The organism is Chryseobacterium sp. A321, from assembly GCF_054489265.1.
On record NZ_JBTMWZ010000001.1, the window covers coordinates 1,948,866 to 1,968,171 of the forward strand.

Consider the following 19,306-nt stretch of genomic DNA (forward strand, 5'->3'; position numbering starts at 1 on the left):
CGTGTTTTTAGCCTACCCTATTACTTCAAAATCCTTGCAAATAGACCTCCTTCTGTTCGGTTCCATTATTAGTAAGAACAAAGTCTATTTCATAACCACGTAGGATGGATCCTCTAGAATATGAATGTCAATTACCGCATCCGCATTGCTTAATAACTTTCGACAATCCGGACTTAGATGCTTTAAGTGAACGATTTTGCCTTGTTTAGAATAGCGCTGGGTCAATTTATTGAGTGCATCGATTGCGGACATATCCACCACTTTGCTTTCTTTAAAATCGACCACCACTTTTAAAGGATCCCCTGCGGGATCAAATTTCTCGAGAAATGCCGTGGTTGAGCCAAAGAAAAGTGGGCCGTAGATTTCATAATGTTTCACACCCTCCTTATCAAGAAATTTACGGGCTCGAATTCGTTTTGCACTTTCCCAGGAAAATACCAGTGCCGCAAGTATGACACCGATCAAAACGGCCAATGCCAAATTATGACTAATGACTATGATTAGGGCCACTAACACGCCGATCAAAATATCGGCTTTTGGCATTTTACGAATAATACGAAAACTGGCCCATTCAAAAGTTCCAATGGCCACCATCATCATCACTCCCACCAAAGCAGCCATAGGAATTTGATCGATTACAGGACCCGCCACGAGAATAATTAGTAGAATGCTTAGCGATCCAATGATCGCTGAAATTCGTGTGCGCCCTCCTGCACCAAGATTCACCATGGTTTGAGCTACCATCGCGCAGCCCCCCATAGCACCAAAGAATCCATTGGTGACATTTGCAACACCTTGCGCCACGGCTTCTTTGTTGGAGTTTCCTTTTGTGGCCGTGATTTCATCCACCATGTTTAAGGTTAAAAGACTCTCGATTAATCCTACACCGGCCATGACCAAAGCGTAGGGAAAAACAACTTGAAGTGTTTCGTAAGTAAAAGCGACATTTGGCACATGAAATTTGGGAAACGAACCACTAACCGATGCAATGTCTTGAACTTGCCGAGTGTCGATTCCTAGAAAGTACACCAGGGCAAAAACCACCACAATGGCCACCAGAGAAGAGGGAACTACTTTTGTGAATTTTGGAAGCACATACACAATGGCGATCGTAAGAAGAGTTAGAAATACCATTAGGTAAAGGGCCGAGCCTTCTAACCAACTTTCCGTTCCGTTTTGGAAAACCTTAAACTGCGAGAGTTGAGCCATGAAAATGATAATGGCAAGTCCATTCAAAAACCCATACATGACAGGCTGCGGAATTAGGCGGACTAATTTCCCTAATTTTAATACGCCGACTAAAATCTGAATAAAACCTCCTAAGACCACAGCTGCAAAAAGATACTCGACGCCGTGCGAACTTGCAAGGGCCATGAGCACAACAACGGTGGCCCCTGCTCCCCCTGAAACCATTCCAGGTCTTCCACCGAGAACCGCCGTTACGAGTCCCATCAAGAAAGCCGCATAGAGTCCAGTTAAAGGAGAAAGTCCGGCTAAGATGGCAAAGGAAAGCGATTCCGGAATCATCGTCATGGCGACGGTGAGACCGGCGAAAAGTTCATTTTTGAAATTAATTTTTTTACGAAAATCAAAGAGATTGATTACTTTCTCCATACGCGCGTTCTATGGGTAGAGACTAATTTAAAAAAATCTGAGAAAAAAGACTACTCACCCTTTCCATTTCCGACCTTAGTCCATAGACGAGCATGAGTTTTAGTTTGAAAAGAATAGGTTCCATCCCTGAGCTCAGCGCAGCCCATTGGGTTTCCGGTATAATGCTATAGCATTTTCCGTTTTGTTCCACAAAAAGCGCATTGTCCACTAGCGAAACCCGAATGCGGCTTACCACTTGGTAAAACGAAGTTTCGCTAAGTCGTTTAAACCCATCCATGCTTAATTCTTGACAAAGCTTATTAAATATTATTTGGCCTTCCGGCGATAAACTCATAAGTAAATTCGTTTTCGAGTTCAAAACTACTTAATAAGATTTAATTTAAGGACCCTTGCTCCTACTTTTTCAAGAAAAAATGACACAATTAGTTTTTGTTCAAAACCAAAATAATAGTTAATTTTACTTTTCGGAACCTTTTCTTATATGACAAAACAAGAATTATTACACAAAGCAATTAAGATTGCGAACAAAGCGCACAAAGGTCAAACCGACCGCTATCACGCTCCTTACATAGCCCATGTTTTAAGAGTCTCCGCTGCGGGTCGCACACTCGACGAAAAAATTGTTGGTGCTCTTCACGATGTGGTCGAAGACTGCCCAGAATACAATTTGGAATATCTTGAAAGTGTTGGGTTTCCAAACGACATTCTCTTTGCCGTAAAATGCTTAAGCAAAATGGATCCCGAAGAAAGTTATAGCGACTTTATTTTAAGAATTGAAGCCTCTTCACTTGCCATTTCTGTCAAACTAAATGATTTAAGAGACAATATGGATCTTGCCCGGTATCCGGATGAACTTAGTTCTCACGATTTCAAGAGACTTCAAAAGTACCATAATGCGTACCGGTATTTAATTGCGAAATACTAAACGGAAAGTTAATCCGCACTTGGGAAACTATAGTCTTTTTCGTCGTCCGTGGAATCGATATTAAAATTAAGCGCGAAATAAATAAAATTTATATTTTTATTCCCCTTGGAGGCAAATTCTCTTTGCCACAAATAACCGCCTGCTAGCCCAATGGTTTCGTCAATCTGATACCCTAGACCACTATACAAACGATTTCGAGAGAAGGCATGTTCTGTTTTTGAAGGCGTAAAAAAGACCTCGTTGTAAGCGTTCACAGAAATAGTTCCCGGCTCAATCTTCTTTTTATTTAAGGGAACCGAAACGTTTAAACGGTAACGAAATCTTGTTCTGCCGCTTTTCTTATCTACGTCGGGTTCGTAAAACCAACTTTTCTCCGCTCGCACTCTATTTTCAAACTTGACGACTCCTTTTTGCACGTTCACCACGTCCTGCAACCAAATTCTAAATTCTTCTTTGTCCAAATTATGCTCTGAATAAGTGGCATACCTTCCAATTCCAAGCAAAGGTTTATGATTGGAAGTTAAATTATACCCTAACCCTCCTTTAACCTCATAGTAGTCAGGATACGAAAAATCCTCAATTCCTCTTAGTTGAATTTCTCCGAAAATAAAGAATTTCGGGTGGAATTTGTAATTAAGGCTCATCGAATTGTAGCTCGAAAGCTGCGCACTATGAAGAACTGCCCAGAAAAAAGCAAGGAAAATGGATATTTTTTTCATGGATGCAAAAGTACGTTTTTTTGTTTAATTCTTTTATTTGAAATCAAGTCTCACACTTGCTCCTATTTGAAAATAGCGACCCGGCATAGGTACGCCGAAGGCCTCGTGGTACTGCGTATTGGTTAAGTTCTGCAACAGAAGAAAAAGTTCCACCTTTGAGAGCTCGTATTGCAGTTTCGCATCTAGGAGGTGATAGCTATATCCGTCTGCTCTCGATTGAAAACGGTAAACCCATTCAGTGGTAAGATGCTTTGTCAAGCGATTTTCAAGTTTTCCGATTAGCTGATGACGCTGATGATCGAGTACGTATTTGGAAAGCTCTGCCTTCGTGTCAAGTTCTTGATTTAAATAGGTATAGCCTAGGGAATAGGACTGTACGAAACGATTCGGTCTAACCGAGAGCTCAGCCTCAAACCCGAGGGTTGAAATATTCCCCACGTTTTGAGCCACCCATGGATCTGCAGGCTCGTTTTTAATCCAGTCGATTCCGTTCTTCGTTTCGCGACCAAAGACACTCGCTTTGGCAAGAATCCCTTTATGCAAATACCGATATCCAAACTCATAGCTAAATGCATTTTCAGGACTTAAATCGGGATTCCCTATCTCGGTTTTACTCACATAATACAAGTCTGTGAAGGTTGGGATGCGATGCACTCTTGCGGCGTTTGCATAAAGTTTATGCCTAGAGCTAAGATTGTACCCGAGATCAAGTCCAGGATAAAAGAAGGAACCCACACCAGAGTAATTAGCCCAAGTGATTCCAGGGACTATTTGCAATTTTTCTTCGAAGAAAGAAAAATGATGCTCAAAGAATCCTTGCGCTAAGAAACGGTTTCGTCCCCCAAGATTGTTACTCGCTAAATCTTCCTGCCTTAGTTCGATTCCAATGCCCGAATACCCAAGTTTTGATGGGACTCCTACATTAATTTCGCCCCCGTACGTATTGCCAATGTGCATATTTCGATACCCCTGCGGCATGGCGCGATCATATAAGTATAGATCTTGACCTCTTCGCCAAAATAGATTTGATTTAAGCTGGACCTTCCCCACGGCTTTCTCCAGTCCAATACTTACAACAGAAGCCTGAGTTTCTTCGTATTGTTCCGTGGCCAACGGCGAGGCATAAAACCCATTGGCTCCAAATTTCCTCTCCGTGAATCCTGCTTGAAATTTAAGTTTTCCCTCAGGGATACGAAGTTCATTTTGATAAAAAACATTTTGAATTTTATAATCGGTATTGTGTCGATAGCCCTCTGAGGCACTTGTTGAGGTTTGAAGTAAATGCCGGAAATTTTCCGTTCCTAGCGCAGCACTTGCGCTGAGTCCGTAGGAAGAGTAGTCCCCTAGTTCCGCTTTGATTCGAACATGATCCTTTTCACTTATCCTTGTGACTACATTGACAACCCCTGCGAATGCATTGTTACCAAAACGCCGCGCAGCAGGGCCTTTTACAATTTCAATTCTCTCTACATTCTCTAGATCCACAGGTATGTTAAAGGAATTGTGTCCAGTTTGCGCGTCGTTCATGCGGATTCCGTTAATCAAAATCAGGGTTTGTTCAAAAGAGCCTCCCCGAATTGAGACATCCGATTGCACACCGGACACCCCTCGGCGCTGTACATCAAGCCCTAAGGTTTGCTGTAGAATTTCATCCAAACTTTGCGCAGGAGAACTTTCAATATCCCGTCGGGTGATTACCACCGTATTTTCATTGAGAGTTTTATAAGAAAGTGACATGAATTTCCCTTCAATAGAAACTTCCTCTAATTCGGTTTCTTGACTCTGCCCAAAAAGGGACATCCCAACAAAAAGGGCGAAAATCGCGACTCTGGATCTTTTCATAAATGTAAAATTTTAACAAATAATCTAAAATTGTATAATCTAATAAATTGCCAAAAACACTTTATTGATGAGTATTTTGCGCAATTTTAGGGGCAAATATAATTATGTTTTTCGCAATACAACAAGGATAATTACACTATTTATCTATGGAAATTCTAATTTAAATTGGCGAAACCTATAAGAGCACTAATTCAGAAAATGGTTCCAAAGATTCTTCCCATCAATGCACCGCACTAGGCAAATATTTTTGCGTAATTTTGTGCTCTCGAATTTCAACATGAAAACATCTGATGCTATCGATATTAAGAAGGAGCTATTTGTCAAAAATGCCCATCTTAACAATCTCAAACATATTGACGTCCTGATTCCCAAAAACAAACTCGTGGTGATTACAGGCGTTTCCGGAAGCGGAAAATCTTCTCTTGCCTTTGACACCATTTATGCCGAGGGTCAAAGGAGGTACGTGGAAAGTTTAAGTTCCTACGCAAGACAATTTTTGGGCAAACTAGAAAAACCCAAAATTGACGACATCAAGGGACTAGCACCCTCCATTGCCATTCAACAAAAGGTAATTTCCTCTAATCCTCGATCCACGGTGGGTACTTCCACGGAGATCTACGACTATCTGAAATTGCTCTTTGCGCGAATTGGAAGAACCTTTTCACCCGTATCGAACCGCGAGGTCACCAAAGATACGGTGACAAGCATTATAGACTTTCTAAAAACCCAAGAGAAAGAAACCCCTTTTCTACTTCGTGTCCCGCTTCGTTTTACAAAAGCAGATTTCAGTGAAGTTTTGAAAACCTTGAAACTCTCGGGATTCAACCGACTTGAGGTCGATGGAAATGTAGTGGCTATTGAGGATCTTGAAAGCTTTGGATTTGTTCCTGAGCCTAAAATGGAAGTAAATCTAGTCATTGAGAGGTTTTTCTATCAAGAGGAAGAAAGCTTTCTTCAACGTTTAGCCGATTCAATCCAACTCGCCTTTTACGAAGGAAGAGGCAATCTTTCGCTTAAAAACACGCAAACCCAAGTAGTTTTTGAATTTTCCAATAAATTTGAATTGGACGGCATTGAATTTCTAGAACCCAATGTTCATTTCTTTAGTTTTAACAACCCTCTAGGCGCCTGCCCTACCTGTGAGGGCTACGGAAAAGTAATTGGAATTGATCCCGATTTGGTGATTCCTAACAAAAGTCTTTCTTTGTACGAAGATGCGGTGGCTAGCTGGAGAGGAGAAAGCATGAGCGAATGGAAGAAAGAATTTATTAAAAAAGCACAAGACTTCCCGATTCATAAGCCTTACAATGAACTCTCCAAAGAGCAAAAGAATTACTTATGGAAAGGAGACGGTTCTAAAAACTTCCCTAGTATTGATCGCTTCTTTGCGATGGTGGAAGAAAACCTATACAAAATTCAGTACCGTGTGATGCTTTCGCGCTACCGCGGGAAAACCCTTTGCCCTACATGCGAAGGGCTACGACTTCGAGAAGAAACTCAGTGGGTCAAAGTAGACTCTCATTCCATTCAATCCTTAATCGAGCTGCCTTTGGATGAACTCCAAGTGGTAATGGAATCTCTTGAACTAAACCCTTATGATCAAGAGGTGGCCAAAAGATTGCTCTATGAAATTCGAACTCGAATTGATTTTCTTTTAAAAGTAGGACTAGGCTACTTAAATTTAAACCGAACCTCCAACACCCTTTCCGGTGGAGAGAGTCAGCGTATCAATTTAGCCACGAGCCTTGGAAGCTCCCTCGTAGGGTCCATTTATATCCTCGATGAGCCTTCTATTGGACTCCACTCGAGAGACACCCAAAACTTAATCCATGTTCTAAAAAATCTTAGGGATTTAGGCAATACCGTGATTGTGGTGGAACACGACGAGGACATCATGCGAGCCGCGGACTATATCATTGACATTGGTCCAGAGGCAGGCTACTTAGGAGGAGAACTCGTGTTTGCAGGGGATTTTACTGCTCTCAAAAACGCAGATACCTTGACCTCCAAATACCTAACCGGAAGACTTGAAATTAAAGTCCCAGCAAAAAGAAGAGAACCCAAAGAATATGTTAAAGTTCGAGGGGCTCGGGAAAACAACCTCAAAAACATGGATGTAGATCTACCCCTTGAGATGCTTACGGTCATTACTGGGGTATCCGGAAGTGGAAAATCCACACTCATGAAAGACATTGTGAAAAATGACATTCAAATTCAACTTGGACACGGAGGGAAACAAGGGGATTACGACAGTGTAAGTTTTCCTAAAAAATTAGTGAAAAACCTAGAGCTTATTGATCAAAATCCAATTGGGAAATCTTCCCGATCCAATCCCGTTACCTATCTAAAAGCCTACGATGACATTCGAGAGTTATTTGCAAAGCAAAAACTTTCCAAAATGATGGGATACAAAACCAAGCATTTCTCCTTCAACGTCGACGGAGGACGATGCGACGAATGCAAAGGAGAAGGTGTGATCAACGTTTCCATGCAGTTTATGGCAGACATCGAAATTGAATGTGAGGTTTGCAAAGGCGCGAGGTTCAAAAATGAGATTCTCGAAGTTAAATTTGACGACAAAAACATTTCAGACATCCTTCACCTCACAGTGGACGAAGCCCTTGCGTTTTTCCAAGACAACGAGGAAACCAAAATCGTGACCAAATTAAAACCGCTCCAAGATGTAGGTCTTGGTTATTTGCAACTCGGACAAAGTTCCTCTACTCTTTCCGGTGGAGAAGCCCAGCGTATTAAACTGGCCTCCTTCCTTGTGAAAGGATACACGACAGACAAAACCTTATTTATTTTTGACGAACCCTCCACTGGACTTCATTTCCATGACATTCAAAAACTACTTACTTCCCTACAAGCTTTGATTGAACTGGGCCATTCGGTTATGGTCATTGAACACCAACCCGATATTATGAAATCGGCCGATTACATTGTGGACATCGGTCCTGAGGCGGGAAAACACGGCGGTGAGCTGGTTTTTACAGGCACACCAGAGGAACTTGCAAAAAACAAAAAGTCTCGCACGGCAGAATATGTCGCTGAAAAACTGTAGATAAATCATGCTGATTTACAATTTGTTACCGTAGATTAATCCACAAAATTTTGTGGATAAGACGTGAATCTTAACATTCTATTCATATGGACTTTCATTTTTTTAAGTATCTTTGAAATGTACTCGAAAAAGAAAATCAAATGAAAATTCATTTTCCCATCGTAGAAGTCCTCAAATATCGAAGATAAAATCTAGAGAGAAGCACCGTCGGCTTCTCTTTTTTGTTGTTGTTTAATCAAAAAAATGAGATGTCTTTATCTAGCAAATCCGTTCGGGCAGAACGGATTTGTTTTTCGTTGAGAATCTCAAAATAGACTTCCTTTCCAAGATTATTTCTTGAAAAGGGCAAGGATCTTTTTCTCGAATAGATTAAAGACAAGTCCACTTAATATAAAGGCCGATGCACTTAGCTTCCATGGAGTTAATTCTTCCCCAAGAAAAAGAGCTGTGCTTAGAAATCCAACCACGGGAATCAAAAGGGTGTACGGAACCACAACCGAAGTGGCATATTTGTTCATTAAAAAGGCCCAAAGCCCATACGCTAAATGGGTAGAGAAATAAACCACATATAGCACAGCCCCTATCGTTACCCACGAAATCTTCTGAATCGACTGTAAAATAAGCTCGGGCCCGTCTACAAATAACGAAGTAGCAGCCATAAAAGGAAGGGCAATCAAATTGCCCCAAACCACAAGGGCCAAAGGAGAGTCTGCATTAATCTTTTTCGTAAAGATATTTCCTAGTGCCCAAGATAGCGCAGCTAGAACTGTGAGCACCAAACCAATGAGAGTTACGCCTCCACCTACCTTCGAGGCCACGATCCCTAACCCTATAAAGGAAATAAGAGATCCTATAATTTTAATAATTCCCGGTTTTTCATTAAATAGCAAATAGGCCAGTCCAATCGAAAAGAAGACTTGGACCTGCACAACCAAAGAGGCAAGTCCGGGTGACATTCCAAAGTAGATGCCACTAAACATCAGTCCGAATTGAATGGCAAAATTAAACAGTCCAAAGGCTACCAGAGTAAGAAATGGCGCTTTGGGTCTAGGAAGAAAGAACACAAAAGGTATCGCAGACATCGCAAAGCGAATCGTACAGAAAAGAAAGGGAGGAAGTTCCTTCAAGCCTACAAATATGGCGATAAAATTGAGTCCCCAAACCAGGACCACTAGAAGCGCAAACAAAAGATGTTTTGTAGACAAATGAGTAGCTACGCTCATGGATTGAATTTCATATTAGGGTTTTGTTAGTGGGACTAAACTTGCACTTGTCTAGTTCTTTTTAGGTGGCCGTGACCAAAAAAGCTTTTACCTTCTAGCGCCACGGTTAATTCTACGGTAAAATTACGGAACAAAACCCTTAAATATCTATTTCTACCCTTCTAATTTTTCTTCTTACAATTAAGTTTGAGTTAACGCGCTCATCGTGTTGATTTTTGGAAAGTTACCTCTCGAACCCTGTTTCGTAAATTCCCTAAATCCAATTCTTATTTCTACCCTCTACAAACTAAATCCATTCACCCAATCCCTAGGAATATCGCTATGCACCGCACATCATAGCCAAATTATCATTTAATTTTTTTACCTTTAAAAAAAATTTGATATTTATGAGAAAACCAATTGTTCTATTGTTTTCCGCATTTATCCTCAGTAGTTGCGCGGTCAACATGGGGTACGACGGAAAGGCATTTAAATCTTCTTACGAATCTATTAGTGCCCAGGATTTGAAAAAACACCTTTATATCGTAGCATCCGATGAGATGGAAGGAAGGGCTACCGGCAGCGAAGGGCAGAAAAAAGCGGGAAATTACCTGATTTCTGAATATGGAAAAATAGGAGTTTCTCATCCCGCATCGATGAGCAATTTCTATCAAAAAATTCCTTCTGCTTATTTCGGAAATCGTAGAGGAGCCACGCATCCAGATTCCGAAAACATTTTAGCTTATATCGAAGGAACTGAAAAGCCTGAGGAACTTATCGTAATTTCTGCGCATTACGATCACGTTGGAAAAAACAAGGAAGGCGTCGTATACAATGGAGCAGATGATGACGGAAGTGGTACTGTCGCACTTCTTGAAATTGCAGAAGCATTTAGCAAAGCTAAAAAAGACGGAAAAGGTCCTAAAAGATCGATTCTATTCCTTCACGTAACTGCGGAAGAAATTGGACTTCAAGGATCTCGTTTCTATACAGAGAATCCTGTATTTCCTTTAGCCTCTACGGTTGTGAACTTAAATATCGACATGATCGGAAGAAGCGATCCTGAAAACGAAGGAAAAGATTATGTTTATGTAATCGGTTCTGAAATGCTTTCTTCGGAATTAAAAACCATTAACGAGGCCGCAAATAACAAAACGACGAAATTAGATCTGAACTATAAATACGACGATCCAGCGGACAAAATGAGACTATACTATAGAAGTGATCATTACAATTTCGCGAAGAACAATGTCCCTGTCGCTTTTTATTTTGACGGAATCCATGCCGACTATCACAAAACGACAGACACTCCTGACAAAATCGATTACGATCTACTTCAAAAGAGAACGCAACTGGTTTTTGCCACGGCGTGGGAACTTGCAAACCGTGACAACCGAATTATTGTGGACGGAAAGAACACAAGATAAACGAAAACAAAATAACACAAAGTCCCCAACTGCGCTTGCATTGGGGATTTGTTATTTGTATTTTTGTGTTCCCTAAATTCAATAGTAGGCACAATCTAATGCCCTTTCAAGGCTCCATAGTTCAACGGATAGAATAGAAGTTTCCTAAACTTTAGATCCAAGTTCGATTCTTGGTGGAGTCACGACGCAGGTTTGAAGCTGTTTTTCAACGTAGCAGCAAAACTAATTCACCTTGGAGTGGTTCCGAAATTCAACGGGTGTAGAGCCCACCTCATTTCGAAAGTACTTCCCAAAATGAGAATTGTCACTAAAGCCTAATTCCAAAGAAACTTGACGAACTGATAGATTGGAATGAGCCAAAAGTCGTTTGGCTTCTAAAACGGTACGGTTTTTTATTAAAGTACCCGCCGCTTTTCCTAATACTTCCTTCACTACCGCATTAAGATAGTTCGGGGTAATGGAAAGGAGCTTAGCGTAGTCTTTTGTTAGTTTCAGTTCTCTAAAATGCTGTCCAACCAGCAATACGAATTCCTGAACAAGTGCACTTTTGTGGTCTGTTTTATTATTGCGGTAGTTCGACTGCTCTGGACTTTGTTGAATCTTTAGAACACATGCTTTAAGAAAAAGGCAAATGATTTCATTTGAGAACTCTTGGCCTTTTAAAAACTCGTAATAAATACTTTCGAAAAGAACAGTCCAAGAACCCATTTCTTCTGGTGCCACATCAATATAGCTTGGCAAATTGTCTAACGCGGAGTCGCTTTTTATGGACTCATTTCCTGTATAAATTAGATTGTAGAAGGATCTGGAGAATAAAATCACATACCCTTTTAAATCTCCCTGTATGTTCCAAGAATGAATCTGATCATAATTGATAAAGAATAGTCGTCCTGCATTCAGTTCATACTCTTCAAAATCAATGACATGCGATCCGTGTCCTTTTAAAGTGAAGATGAAGGTATAGAAATTATGACGGTGCGATTTTGAGAGATGCTCTGCATCCTTCAAAAAAGTTTCAAATTCATAAATGTTAAATCCATCGAAATCGCTCGCAGAACCTCGAATTGTATCAATCGTATATTTTTCAGGTGTTTTATTCCCTCTCATTTGTGAATCAAAATTACCGAGTAAAGATAAAAAATACCATTCAATCCTAGTCTAAAACTGCAATGCAAATTTAGATTCAATCTTCAGGACCGCTAGGCTTCGTGCAGAGGTTCTAGATTTTTGTAATCTTCTTCTAGCATTTTTGCAACGTAGTCCGAGTTCATTAAACTCAAAAGCCCCATATAGTTGATCTTGAAGGTCATGAAATCCCCAACTTTGTACGGCCTATCTGAATTTTCAAGGTCCATCACAAGCATGTCCGAACTTCCGCCAATAATATTCAAATCAGAATCTATCGGGGTAAGGTCACTTGGATTCATTTCTAAAAGACCAATGTCCAGCAAGGCTCGTTTTGTGCTCTCCGAAAAATCTTGATCACTAAAATCCTTTTGCTCTCCTGTTAAGTTAAGGCCCAAGGTTCCCTCCGGGACATTGGGTTTGTTTTTAATCTCAATGATTTCTGCATGAAGCATAAAAACATCTTGGTGCATGGCCTCAATTTCTGTACTATCAAAAACATCTGTACCAAAATAGAGACTCTCTCCCACTCGGAAGTGGTTAATGTAAGAAGGCAGCTCATTTCTAAGAATCAAGGGGATCGTTACTGAGGCCCCTCCAGAGACATAAGGAATCCGGATTCCAAATTTCTGTTCAATCTCCAATTTGCTTTCGTGAAGCTCCTTCATCTTTTCGTAGTCCGGTAGCACTCCATTAAGACAAGTCAAATTGGTTCCAATACCGACAATCTCAATATTTGGAAGATCTTTAATCTTCTCAAAGAAACTTACGAGTCGGCCGCGCACAACTCCTTCTCTTAACTCTCCCATCTCGACCATGATGAGCGTCTTATGAATCTTTCCAAGCTCAACCGCTCGTTTAGAAAGGTAGACCAAAGTCTCTACTTCCGTATTAAAACTAACATCCGCATACTGCAATATATCATCCGCAAAAGTCACGGGTACTGGCTTTATGTACACCGTTTGGACTTCAGGCGAGATGCGCTTGATTGCCTGTAAATTAGAGATTCGAGAATCACAAAACTCTTCGATAGGAAGGCTAAGTACTTCTTTTAAAAAGACCTCATTGCCACAAAGCACCTTGGTCACGATACTCCATTCAATGTAATGCTTCTTAAAGAGCGAGTCTAGGAAGAAGAAGTTATGATGGAGCTTTTCTTTATTAAGGGTTACAATGGACATACCTAGGAATTAAGTCTCATTTCGAGATACTTCGAAGTAAAGCCCAGTTTTTCATAGAGCTTTCTTGCAGGATTATCGGGCTCGCAGTGTAGAGCGATACCGCCTTCACAAACTTTAATGGTCTCCTCCATAAGGCTACGACCAATTCCTTTTCCACGATAGTCTTTATGGGTAGCGATATAGACTAGAATATTAGCCGGTATATACCCATCCATCCCCGTTTGGTTCACAATGACAGCGCCTACCAAGGTAGCTCCGTCTTGTGCGAGCAAAAGATGTCCGCCTTTCCCGTTAGCAAAGTCGGAGATATAATCTATCGATTTTGATATATCTTCTTTGGAATCTCCAAATTCTTGGAGATGCTCAAAAAGAAAGGACACAACCTCCTCTTGATGAGACTTTGAAATTTCAACATTTGAAAATTTTATAATTTGCATTGTAATGTTTTTTAAAGTTATACCGGGTACATTGGGTATGGAATCTGAACGTAAGTTTGAACCAAATTTTCAGGTTCATTCTTACGGTAAAAAAGCACAGGTACTTCGGATTTACTAATAATGTTTTCCGTAAAGTTATTTTTAAATAACTTCTTAAGACTTCGTTCTGTGGTCACATTTACTGCAAGAAGATCAGGACCGAATTTTGAGACTTGTGCGAGGATTTCCTTGGCAGGACTGTCGGTAGTTACCGTATCGACTCTTCCCACCGCAAGTTTTTTGCGCCTCATTCTCACTTTCAAGAATTTAAGCACATTTCCAATCGGACGTCTATCTTCCTCTCTTTTTTGAGAAGACCTCACCCCGAACAGATGCACAGTGGCGTTTTTTCGAAGCAGTATGGGCATCAATGAATTTAATTTTGAAATAACCCCGTCCACTTCTCTCACTGGGTAAATCACACTTTTAAGCTCCTTAATTTCACAGAATTCAGGAACTGTAATGACAGGCACCTCGCTCTGACTAACGACCGAATAGGCTTTGTTTGTCGAAAAAAGGTTTTTAATCTTCTTGAGCCCTACGCTCATAAGGACTAAGTCTATGTTTTGTGTAGGAACGTAATCTCTAACTACGGCCGTTAACTCTCCTACCTGAGACTCTATAATCACGGGAATGTTCACCTGGGACTCAATGGTTTCTTTTAACTTTTGTAATTTTTTTTCTGAACGTTCGAGAATTGCAGCACCATGAAAAAAGAATTTCCCAGAAAAAGCGCTACCCGAACCTAATAAATTTGAATCCACCACATGCAATAGATGCAGTGCGGCAGAATTTTGGGTTGCAATTTGCACCGCGAGATTAACCACATTTAATTGGTTCCTTGAAAAATCCAAGGGAATTAAAATCTTTTTTATATCATGCTCCATAATATCCATACGGTGCAAAGATAAAACAGACTGTCTTTAAACCATGGGTTAATCAGCACTGTTTATGGTATAATTTATCTTAATACTGGTTTGGAAAGCACTTGAATGAACCTTTCTATCTTAAACTGCGAAAAGACACCCTATTTCAACAAAAGTACGGACTGCTCGGATTTAAACGAAATCATTCTACTTTATTTTAAATCATTCCACTTCTAATCCTTCGGCAGATTGCGGATTATAAAACAAAAACCCGAGGCTGTGGCCTCGGGTTAAAGTTTTTAAGAGAAACTTAATTATTGTGCAATAGCACCTAAAACTCGCTTCATAAAATGATTTGCAGCATCACGCTCACTCATTCCACCGTCTACCATCGACTTCATCTCCATTGCGCCACAAATATTAGAAATAATCTCACCAATGGCTTCTCTTTCTTCTTCTTTCACTGCTGGGGAATCCGCATAAATCTCAAGGACTTCTAACGCATTCTCCATCGCTTCATTGGAAGCTGATTTTGCTAAATTTTTATAAACCGGCAATTTCATTGGTAATATCTTTTAAATGTTCTTCTTTAGAGGTTACGACTTGATTTACGAACGAACCATTGTTGTAAATGGCAAACGTAGGTAAATTGGTAACTTCCGCTAATTTTCTGCTTTCAGGGTATTTCTCCGCATCCACATATACAAACTGTACTTCTGGATTTGCTTCCGCTAGTCTTTTTACTTTTGGTTTAAGCAATCGACAGTTTCCACACCATGCAGCGCCAAATTGAACTAGCACTTTAGGGTTCTGGGACAATACCTCTTGTAAATTATCTTCTGTTGCTTCTATAAACATATGAATAGTATTTGTGTTTGATTTTATTGGTGTTTTAACGAATTAGTTTAAACTAACGTTGCTAGACAGATAGTCTGCAACTCCTTCTTTCGTTGCTGCCATCGCTGTTTTTCCTTCTTCCCAGTTTGCTGGACAAACTTCTCCAAATTTCTCAACGTGAATAATCGCGTCTAGAAGTCTTACGTACTCATCGATATTTCTACCTAGTGGTAGGTCATTGATGGTTTCGTGTCTTACCACTCCGTTTTTATCGATAATGAAAGTTCCTCTGTAGGCTACAGGAAGACCTTCAAATACAACTTTACCTGTTTCGTAATCACTTACATACTCTCCTGCTAATACTCCGTAATCCATGGAAATCGTTTTTGCTAAGTCTGCAACCACTGGGTATTTAACTCCTTCGATTCCACCGTTGTCTTTATTCGTGTTTAACCAGGCAAGGTGTGTTTCTTCTGAATCCGTTGAAACCGCTACTACCACTGCATCTCTTTTTTCAAATTCCGCTAATTTCGCTTGAAATGCATGAAGTTCAGTTGGACACACAAACGTGAAATCTTTTGGGTAAAAGAATAAAACGATGTTTTTCTCACCGATTGGTAATTTGAAATCAGAAACGATCTCTTCTCCGTCTAATACAGCTGGAGCTAAAAATTGTGGAGCTTGTTTTCCTACTAATGACATAATATATATTGTTTTTAAGTTCGCTGCAAATTTACGGCACTTAGGCCTCAAACTAAAACTTAATCAATAGATAAATACAATGAGAGAATTCGAATAATTAATAGGCTTTGTCTTCTTAAATCTGCGCATACCATTTGCAACAGAAGGTATGCGAAGGCAAAGACCCAATTCTTTTGCACGAAGTAAGGTCTAATTTAATTTTACTTTTATTTTAATGCAATAGAATCTGTATATCGATCGAGAGGATGTATTCCTCTCCTGTATCAGAATGAATTCCAGAACTGAATTTTAACCCCGCATTAAATTCCATTTTCACTTTTTGTTTCCCCATTTTCTTAAAATGGCTTTTTCTGACCTTAAACCATCGTCTTTTTTAAAAGATCGTTGACAGTGTGGATGCTGAAAAATCACCGGTGTTTTTGTTAAAGGTCAATGGGTTGACAAGATTTAGCGAAATGAAATACATTAAATAAAGCTAAATATGACTGGAAAAAGAGGAAGGAAATTAAAAATAAAATCGGACACGAAACAGAACATATAAATCTTGACCTATTTTGATTTTTATTGATACTGCGCCAAAAAAAACGCTGTAAACATTTAAATTTACAGCGTTCTAGCTTATTTTGGTTTCCCAACCAGCGGAGAGAGAGGGATTCGAACCCCCGGACCTGTTACAGTCAACGGTTTTCAAGACCGCCGCATTCGACCGCTCTGCCATCTCTCCAAAAAACGAATAATTTCGTTTTCAGTGGTGCAAATATAAAGAGGTTTTCACTTTTGCACAACTATTTTACAAAGATTTATTACAACACCCTTATATTCAAGGTGAAAAATTAAGATTTGCCCGTATACATCCCTAGATAGACGGCTAATATCCCTCCTATTACGCTTAGAAGTACGTATAATAAGGCAATTGGCATCTGTGAATTCTGCATCAAGTTAGTCGTTTCTGAGGCAAAAGCGGAGAACGTCGTAAACCCACCACAAAAACCACCGATCAAAAAATATTTAGCGCCTGGTTCTTTCAAGAAAAAAACAGAGAAAAGTCCAATTAAGTAACACCCTATAAGATTTACTGTGAACGTTCCTATAGGAAAAGACCCGATGGATCCTAATTTTGGTGTATAAGCGGATACTAAAAAGCGAAGTACGCTTCCAAGTCCTCCACCTAAGAATACAAGAACTAGACTTTTCATTTCTTTCTAGTCTAATTCCGCAAGATACTTCTCGGCATCCATTGCGGCCATACATCCAGAACCGGCAGCCGTAATTGCTTGACGATAGATGTGATCTTGTACATCTCCGGCTGCAAAAACACCCGGTAAGTTGGTACGAGTAGAACCTTTCTCCGTCACAATGTATCCATTTTCATCTGTGGTAATCTGCTCTTTAAAGACCTCTGTATTGGGTTTATGTCCAATCGCAATAAAGATCCCATGCACCTCAATCTCCGAAATTTCGTTCGTTTGATTATTAAGGACTTTAGCTCTTTCCACCAGTCCGTTTTCTCCTTCAATTCCTACCAATTCATGAAAATATTTCACTTCGATATTCGGGGTGTTTTCCACACGGTGAATCATGGCTTTAGAAGCTCTGAATTCTCCTTTTCTAACAAGCATGGTTACTTTACTCGTTAATTTCGCCAAATAGGTAGCTTCTTCCGCTGCCGTATCGCCTCCACCGACAACGATGACATCTTTTCCCTTGTAGAAAAAGCCATCGCAGGTAGCGCATGCAGAAACCCCTCCACCAGAATAAGTCTTCTCGTCTTCCAGGCCTAAATATTTTGCTGTGGCACCGGTAGAAATAATTACAGTTCTCGCTTTCAATTCCTTGTTTCCAGCCCAAAGCGTATGAATACCTCCTCTCTCTGAAGAAAACTCCGCCTTGGTAATCATTTCATAATGCACTTTGGTGTCAAAACGCTCTGCCTGAGCCTGCAATTGAAGCATCATTTCAGGACCTGTAACTCCCTGCGGATATCCGGGGAAGTTGTCTACTTCGGTTGTAGTCGTTAATTGACCTCCAGGTTCAAGACCTGTATAAAGTTCTGGTTTTAAATCCGCTCTTGCCGCGTAAATCGCAGCCGTATATCCTGAAGGGCCGGACCCTACTATAAGGCAGTCTAAAATGCTTTCCATAAGTATTTGTCTATGTTTATATATGTTTACTTGCCCAAAATTGGGCTCATTTTTAAAATCAACGCTCAAAAGTCGTGTTAAAATCTAACTTTATGCAGCTTTAATTCATGAATTCTGTCAATGATGCAAATTCAATAATTCATACGGTTACAAGTCGACCTTTACTTTGTCGACATTCAATATTTTGTATACCAATTCACAGAGTAACTCCCCACTGTCTACCGCGGCAGATCCCACTCCTCGTTCTCTCATGTGGTAATCTCGAATTATTGAAATCACGCGGGTCGCTTGCTTTAAGTTATAACGCGAGGCTGCATCTCGCACCTCGTTTAGAAAAAAAGCATGACCCAGCCCCATGGTTTTTAAAACATCTTGCTGAGGCAATCCTTTCATGGTGTGAAAGAAGATGATATTGCAAAAATAGCGGTAAAACAAAGTGGTAGTTCCTCCACTGGATTTCGAGGACTTACTCATGAAATATGCAATTCGCATTGCTTTTTCCTTGTCTTTTTGTCCTATGGCTTTTTGAAGTTCGAAAGTATTGAACTCTTTGCTAATTCCGATATGAGTCTCTACTATTTTCCCATCGAGAACTTGATTTTCCTTTAAAATCAATTTGAGTTTGTCTAGTTCCGAGCGGATTCGAGAAAGATCATTTCCAAGATGGTCTGCCAGTAATGCAGGAATGGAGGGCTCTACGGGAATCCCTAGTTTTTTGCATTCATTGGTGATCCACGATCCAATTTGATACTCTTTAACCGGTTCACTTAAGAAAGCCATGGACTTTAACTTAAGTTTCTTCATGAACTTTTTACGTTCGTCCATTTTCTTGTGCTTGTAGGCCAGCACTAAGACTGTCGTAGGAATGGGATTCTCTACATAGGAACTGAATATTTCGCCTGCTTTCTCGTCAAACCGAAGGTCTTGCGCCTCTTTTACAATAATAAGATTATAGTCTCCCATCATTGGAAATTGCTGCGCATAGGAGATGATTTGAGCTATATTTGTTTCCTTACCGTAGAGCACGGTTTGGCCAAAAGCCTTTTCGTCCTCCTGCAAAACTTCATTCTCTAACACGCTCACAGCCAAATCAATATAGTAAGGCTCTTCACCGTGAAAAAAATAGATCGGAAGAAGTTCTTTATTTTTAATATTTTTGATGAGTAAATCTAATTCTTTCATACT

General features: G+C 40.1%; 18 protein-coding genes and 2 tRNA genes. 4 read left to right on the forward strand and 16 right to left on the reverse strand.

Annotated features, from left to right (window positions below):
• Window positions 1-84: 84 nt before the first annotated feature.
• Both ACX3PZ_RS09110 and ACX3PZ_RS09115 read right to left on the reverse strand, forming a co-directional pair.
• Window positions 85-1,614 carry a SulP family inorganic anion transporter gene (locus ACX3PZ_RS09110; RefSeq protein ID WP_459084102.1) on the reverse strand — a complete coding sequence of 510 codons (1,530 nt, stop codon included), beginning with the start codon at window positions 1,612-1,614 and terminating at the stop codon, window positions 85-87.
• Between the two features lie 22 nt (window positions 1,615-1,636).
• A complete protein-coding gene (locus ACX3PZ_RS09115; RefSeq protein ID WP_459112608.1) occupies window positions 1,637-1,948 on the reverse strand; it encodes a hypothetical protein in 312 nt (103 codons plus the stop codon).
• 147 nt (window positions 1,949-2,095) lie between these two features.
• On the opposite strand from ACX3PZ_RS09115, the gene ACX3PZ_RS09120 reads away from it, so the two are divergent.
• Window positions 2,096-2,539 carry a phosphohydrolase gene (locus tag ACX3PZ_RS09120; RefSeq protein WP_459084104.1) on the forward strand — a complete coding sequence of 148 codons (444 nt, stop codon included), beginning with the start codon at window positions 2,096-2,098 and terminating at the stop codon, window positions 2,537-2,539.
• 8 nt (window positions 2,540-2,547) lie between these two features.
• Here the strand turns inward: ACX3PZ_RS09120 and ACX3PZ_RS09125 are convergent, their stop codons facing one another.
• Window positions 2,548-3,258: a DUF2490 domain-containing protein gene (locus ACX3PZ_RS09125; protein WP_459084105.1), complete on the reverse strand. Its 711-nt coding sequence runs from the start codon at window positions 3,256-3,258 to the stop codon at window positions 2,548-2,550.
• Window positions 3,259-3,291: 33 nt separating this feature from the next.
• The gene (locus ACX3PZ_RS09130) at window positions 3,292-5,100 is read right to left on the reverse strand and encodes a TonB-dependent receptor plug domain-containing protein (protein WP_459112609.1); all 1,809 of its coding nucleotides are present in this window, start codon (window positions 5,098-5,100) and stop codon (window positions 3,292-3,294) included.
• 277 nt (window positions 5,101-5,377) lie between these two features.
• Here ACX3PZ_RS09130 and uvrA point away from each other — a divergent pair, with 277 nt between their 5' ends.
• On the forward strand, window positions 5,378-8,164 hold the full coding sequence (gene uvrA / locus ACX3PZ_RS09135) for an excinuclease ABC subunit UvrA (protein ID WP_459112610.1): 2,787 nt from the start codon (window positions 5,378-5,380) through the stop codon (window positions 8,162-8,164).
• A gap of 329 nt (window positions 8,165-8,493) precedes the next feature.
• On the opposite strand, the gene ACX3PZ_RS09140 is transcribed toward uvrA, so the two are convergent.
• Window positions 8,494-9,387, reverse strand: a complete 894-nt coding sequence (locus ACX3PZ_RS09140; protein WP_459084109.1) for an EamA family transporter — start codon at window positions 9,385-9,387, stop codon at window positions 8,494-8,496.
• A 386-nt stretch (window positions 9,388-9,773) separates the two neighbouring features.
• Here ACX3PZ_RS09140 and ACX3PZ_RS09145 point away from each other — a divergent pair, with 386 nt between their 5' ends.
• Both ACX3PZ_RS09145 and ACX3PZ_RS09150 read left to right on the forward strand, forming a co-directional pair.
• Window positions 9,774-10,793: a M28 family metallopeptidase gene (locus tag ACX3PZ_RS09145; RefSeq protein ID WP_459084110.1), complete on the forward strand. Its 1,020-nt coding sequence runs from the start codon at window positions 9,774-9,776 to the stop codon at window positions 10,791-10,793.
• 110 nt (window positions 10,794-10,903) lie between these two features.
• Window positions 10,904-10,975: transfer RNA gene (locus ACX3PZ_RS09150), tRNA-Arg, on the forward strand.
• 40 nt (window positions 10,976-11,015) lie between these two features.
• On the opposite strand, the gene ACX3PZ_RS09155 is transcribed toward ACX3PZ_RS09150, so the two are convergent.
• From ACX3PZ_RS09155 to holA, 11 genes are all read right to left on the reverse strand, one after another.
• Window positions 11,016-11,900 carry an AraC family transcriptional regulator gene (locus tag ACX3PZ_RS09155; protein ID WP_459084111.1) on the reverse strand — a complete coding sequence of 295 codons (885 nt, stop codon included), beginning with the start codon at window positions 11,898-11,900 and terminating at the stop codon, window positions 11,016-11,018.
• 92 nt (window positions 11,901-11,992) lie between these two features.
• Window positions 11,993-13,099: an alanine racemase gene (locus tag ACX3PZ_RS09160; protein ID WP_459112611.1), complete on the reverse strand. Its 1,107-nt coding sequence runs from the start codon at window positions 13,097-13,099 to the stop codon at window positions 11,993-11,995.
• A gap of 2 nt (window positions 13,100-13,101) precedes the next feature.
• Window positions 13,102-13,536: a GNAT family N-acetyltransferase gene (locus ACX3PZ_RS09165; RefSeq protein ID WP_459112612.1), complete on the reverse strand. Its 435-nt coding sequence runs from the start codon at window positions 13,534-13,536 to the stop codon at window positions 13,102-13,104.
• A 17-nt stretch (window positions 13,537-13,553) separates the two neighbouring features.
• On the reverse strand, window positions 13,554-14,471 hold the full coding sequence (locus tag ACX3PZ_RS09170) for a universal stress protein (protein WP_459112613.1): 918 nt from the start codon (window positions 14,469-14,471) through the stop codon (window positions 13,554-13,556).
• A gap of 284 nt (window positions 14,472-14,755) precedes the next feature.
• On the reverse strand, window positions 14,756-15,004 hold the full coding sequence (locus ACX3PZ_RS09175; RefSeq protein ID WP_459084117.1) for a DUF6952 family protein: 249 nt from the start codon (window positions 15,002-15,004) through the stop codon (window positions 14,756-14,758).
• Window positions 14,985-15,299, reverse strand: coding sequence for a thioredoxin family protein (locus ACX3PZ_RS09180; protein WP_459084118.1), 315 nt, complete (start codon window positions 15,297-15,299; stop codon window positions 14,985-14,987). The genes ACX3PZ_RS09175 and ACX3PZ_RS09180 overlap by 20 nt, the downstream gene beginning before the upstream one ends.
• Window positions 15,300-15,341: 42 nt before the next feature.
• Window positions 15,342-15,980 carry a redoxin domain-containing protein gene (locus ACX3PZ_RS09185; protein WP_459084119.1) on the reverse strand — a complete coding sequence of 213 codons (639 nt, stop codon included), beginning with the start codon at window positions 15,978-15,980 and terminating at the stop codon, window positions 15,342-15,344.
• 639 nt (window positions 15,981-16,619) lie between these two features.
• Window positions 16,620-16,704 (reverse strand) — tRNA-Ser (locus ACX3PZ_RS09190).
• Window positions 16,705-16,813: 109 nt separating this feature from the next.
• Window positions 16,814-17,176: a fluoride efflux transporter CrcB gene (gene crcB / locus ACX3PZ_RS09195; protein ID WP_459084120.1), complete on the reverse strand. Its 363-nt coding sequence runs from the start codon at window positions 17,174-17,176 to the stop codon at window positions 16,814-16,816.
• Between the two features lie 6 nt (window positions 17,177-17,182).
• The gene (gene trxB / locus ACX3PZ_RS09200; RefSeq protein WP_459112614.1) at window positions 17,183-18,121 is read right to left on the reverse strand and encodes a thioredoxin-disulfide reductase; all 939 of its coding nucleotides are present in this window, start codon (window positions 18,119-18,121) and stop codon (window positions 17,183-17,185) included.
• 147 nt (window positions 18,122-18,268) lie between these two features.
• Window positions 18,269-19,303 carry a DNA polymerase III subunit delta gene (gene holA, locus ACX3PZ_RS09205; RefSeq protein ID WP_459084122.1) on the reverse strand — a complete coding sequence of 345 codons (1,035 nt, stop codon included), beginning with the start codon at window positions 19,301-19,303 and terminating at the stop codon, window positions 18,269-18,271.
• Between the last annotated feature and the right edge of the window lie 3 nt (window positions 19,304-19,306).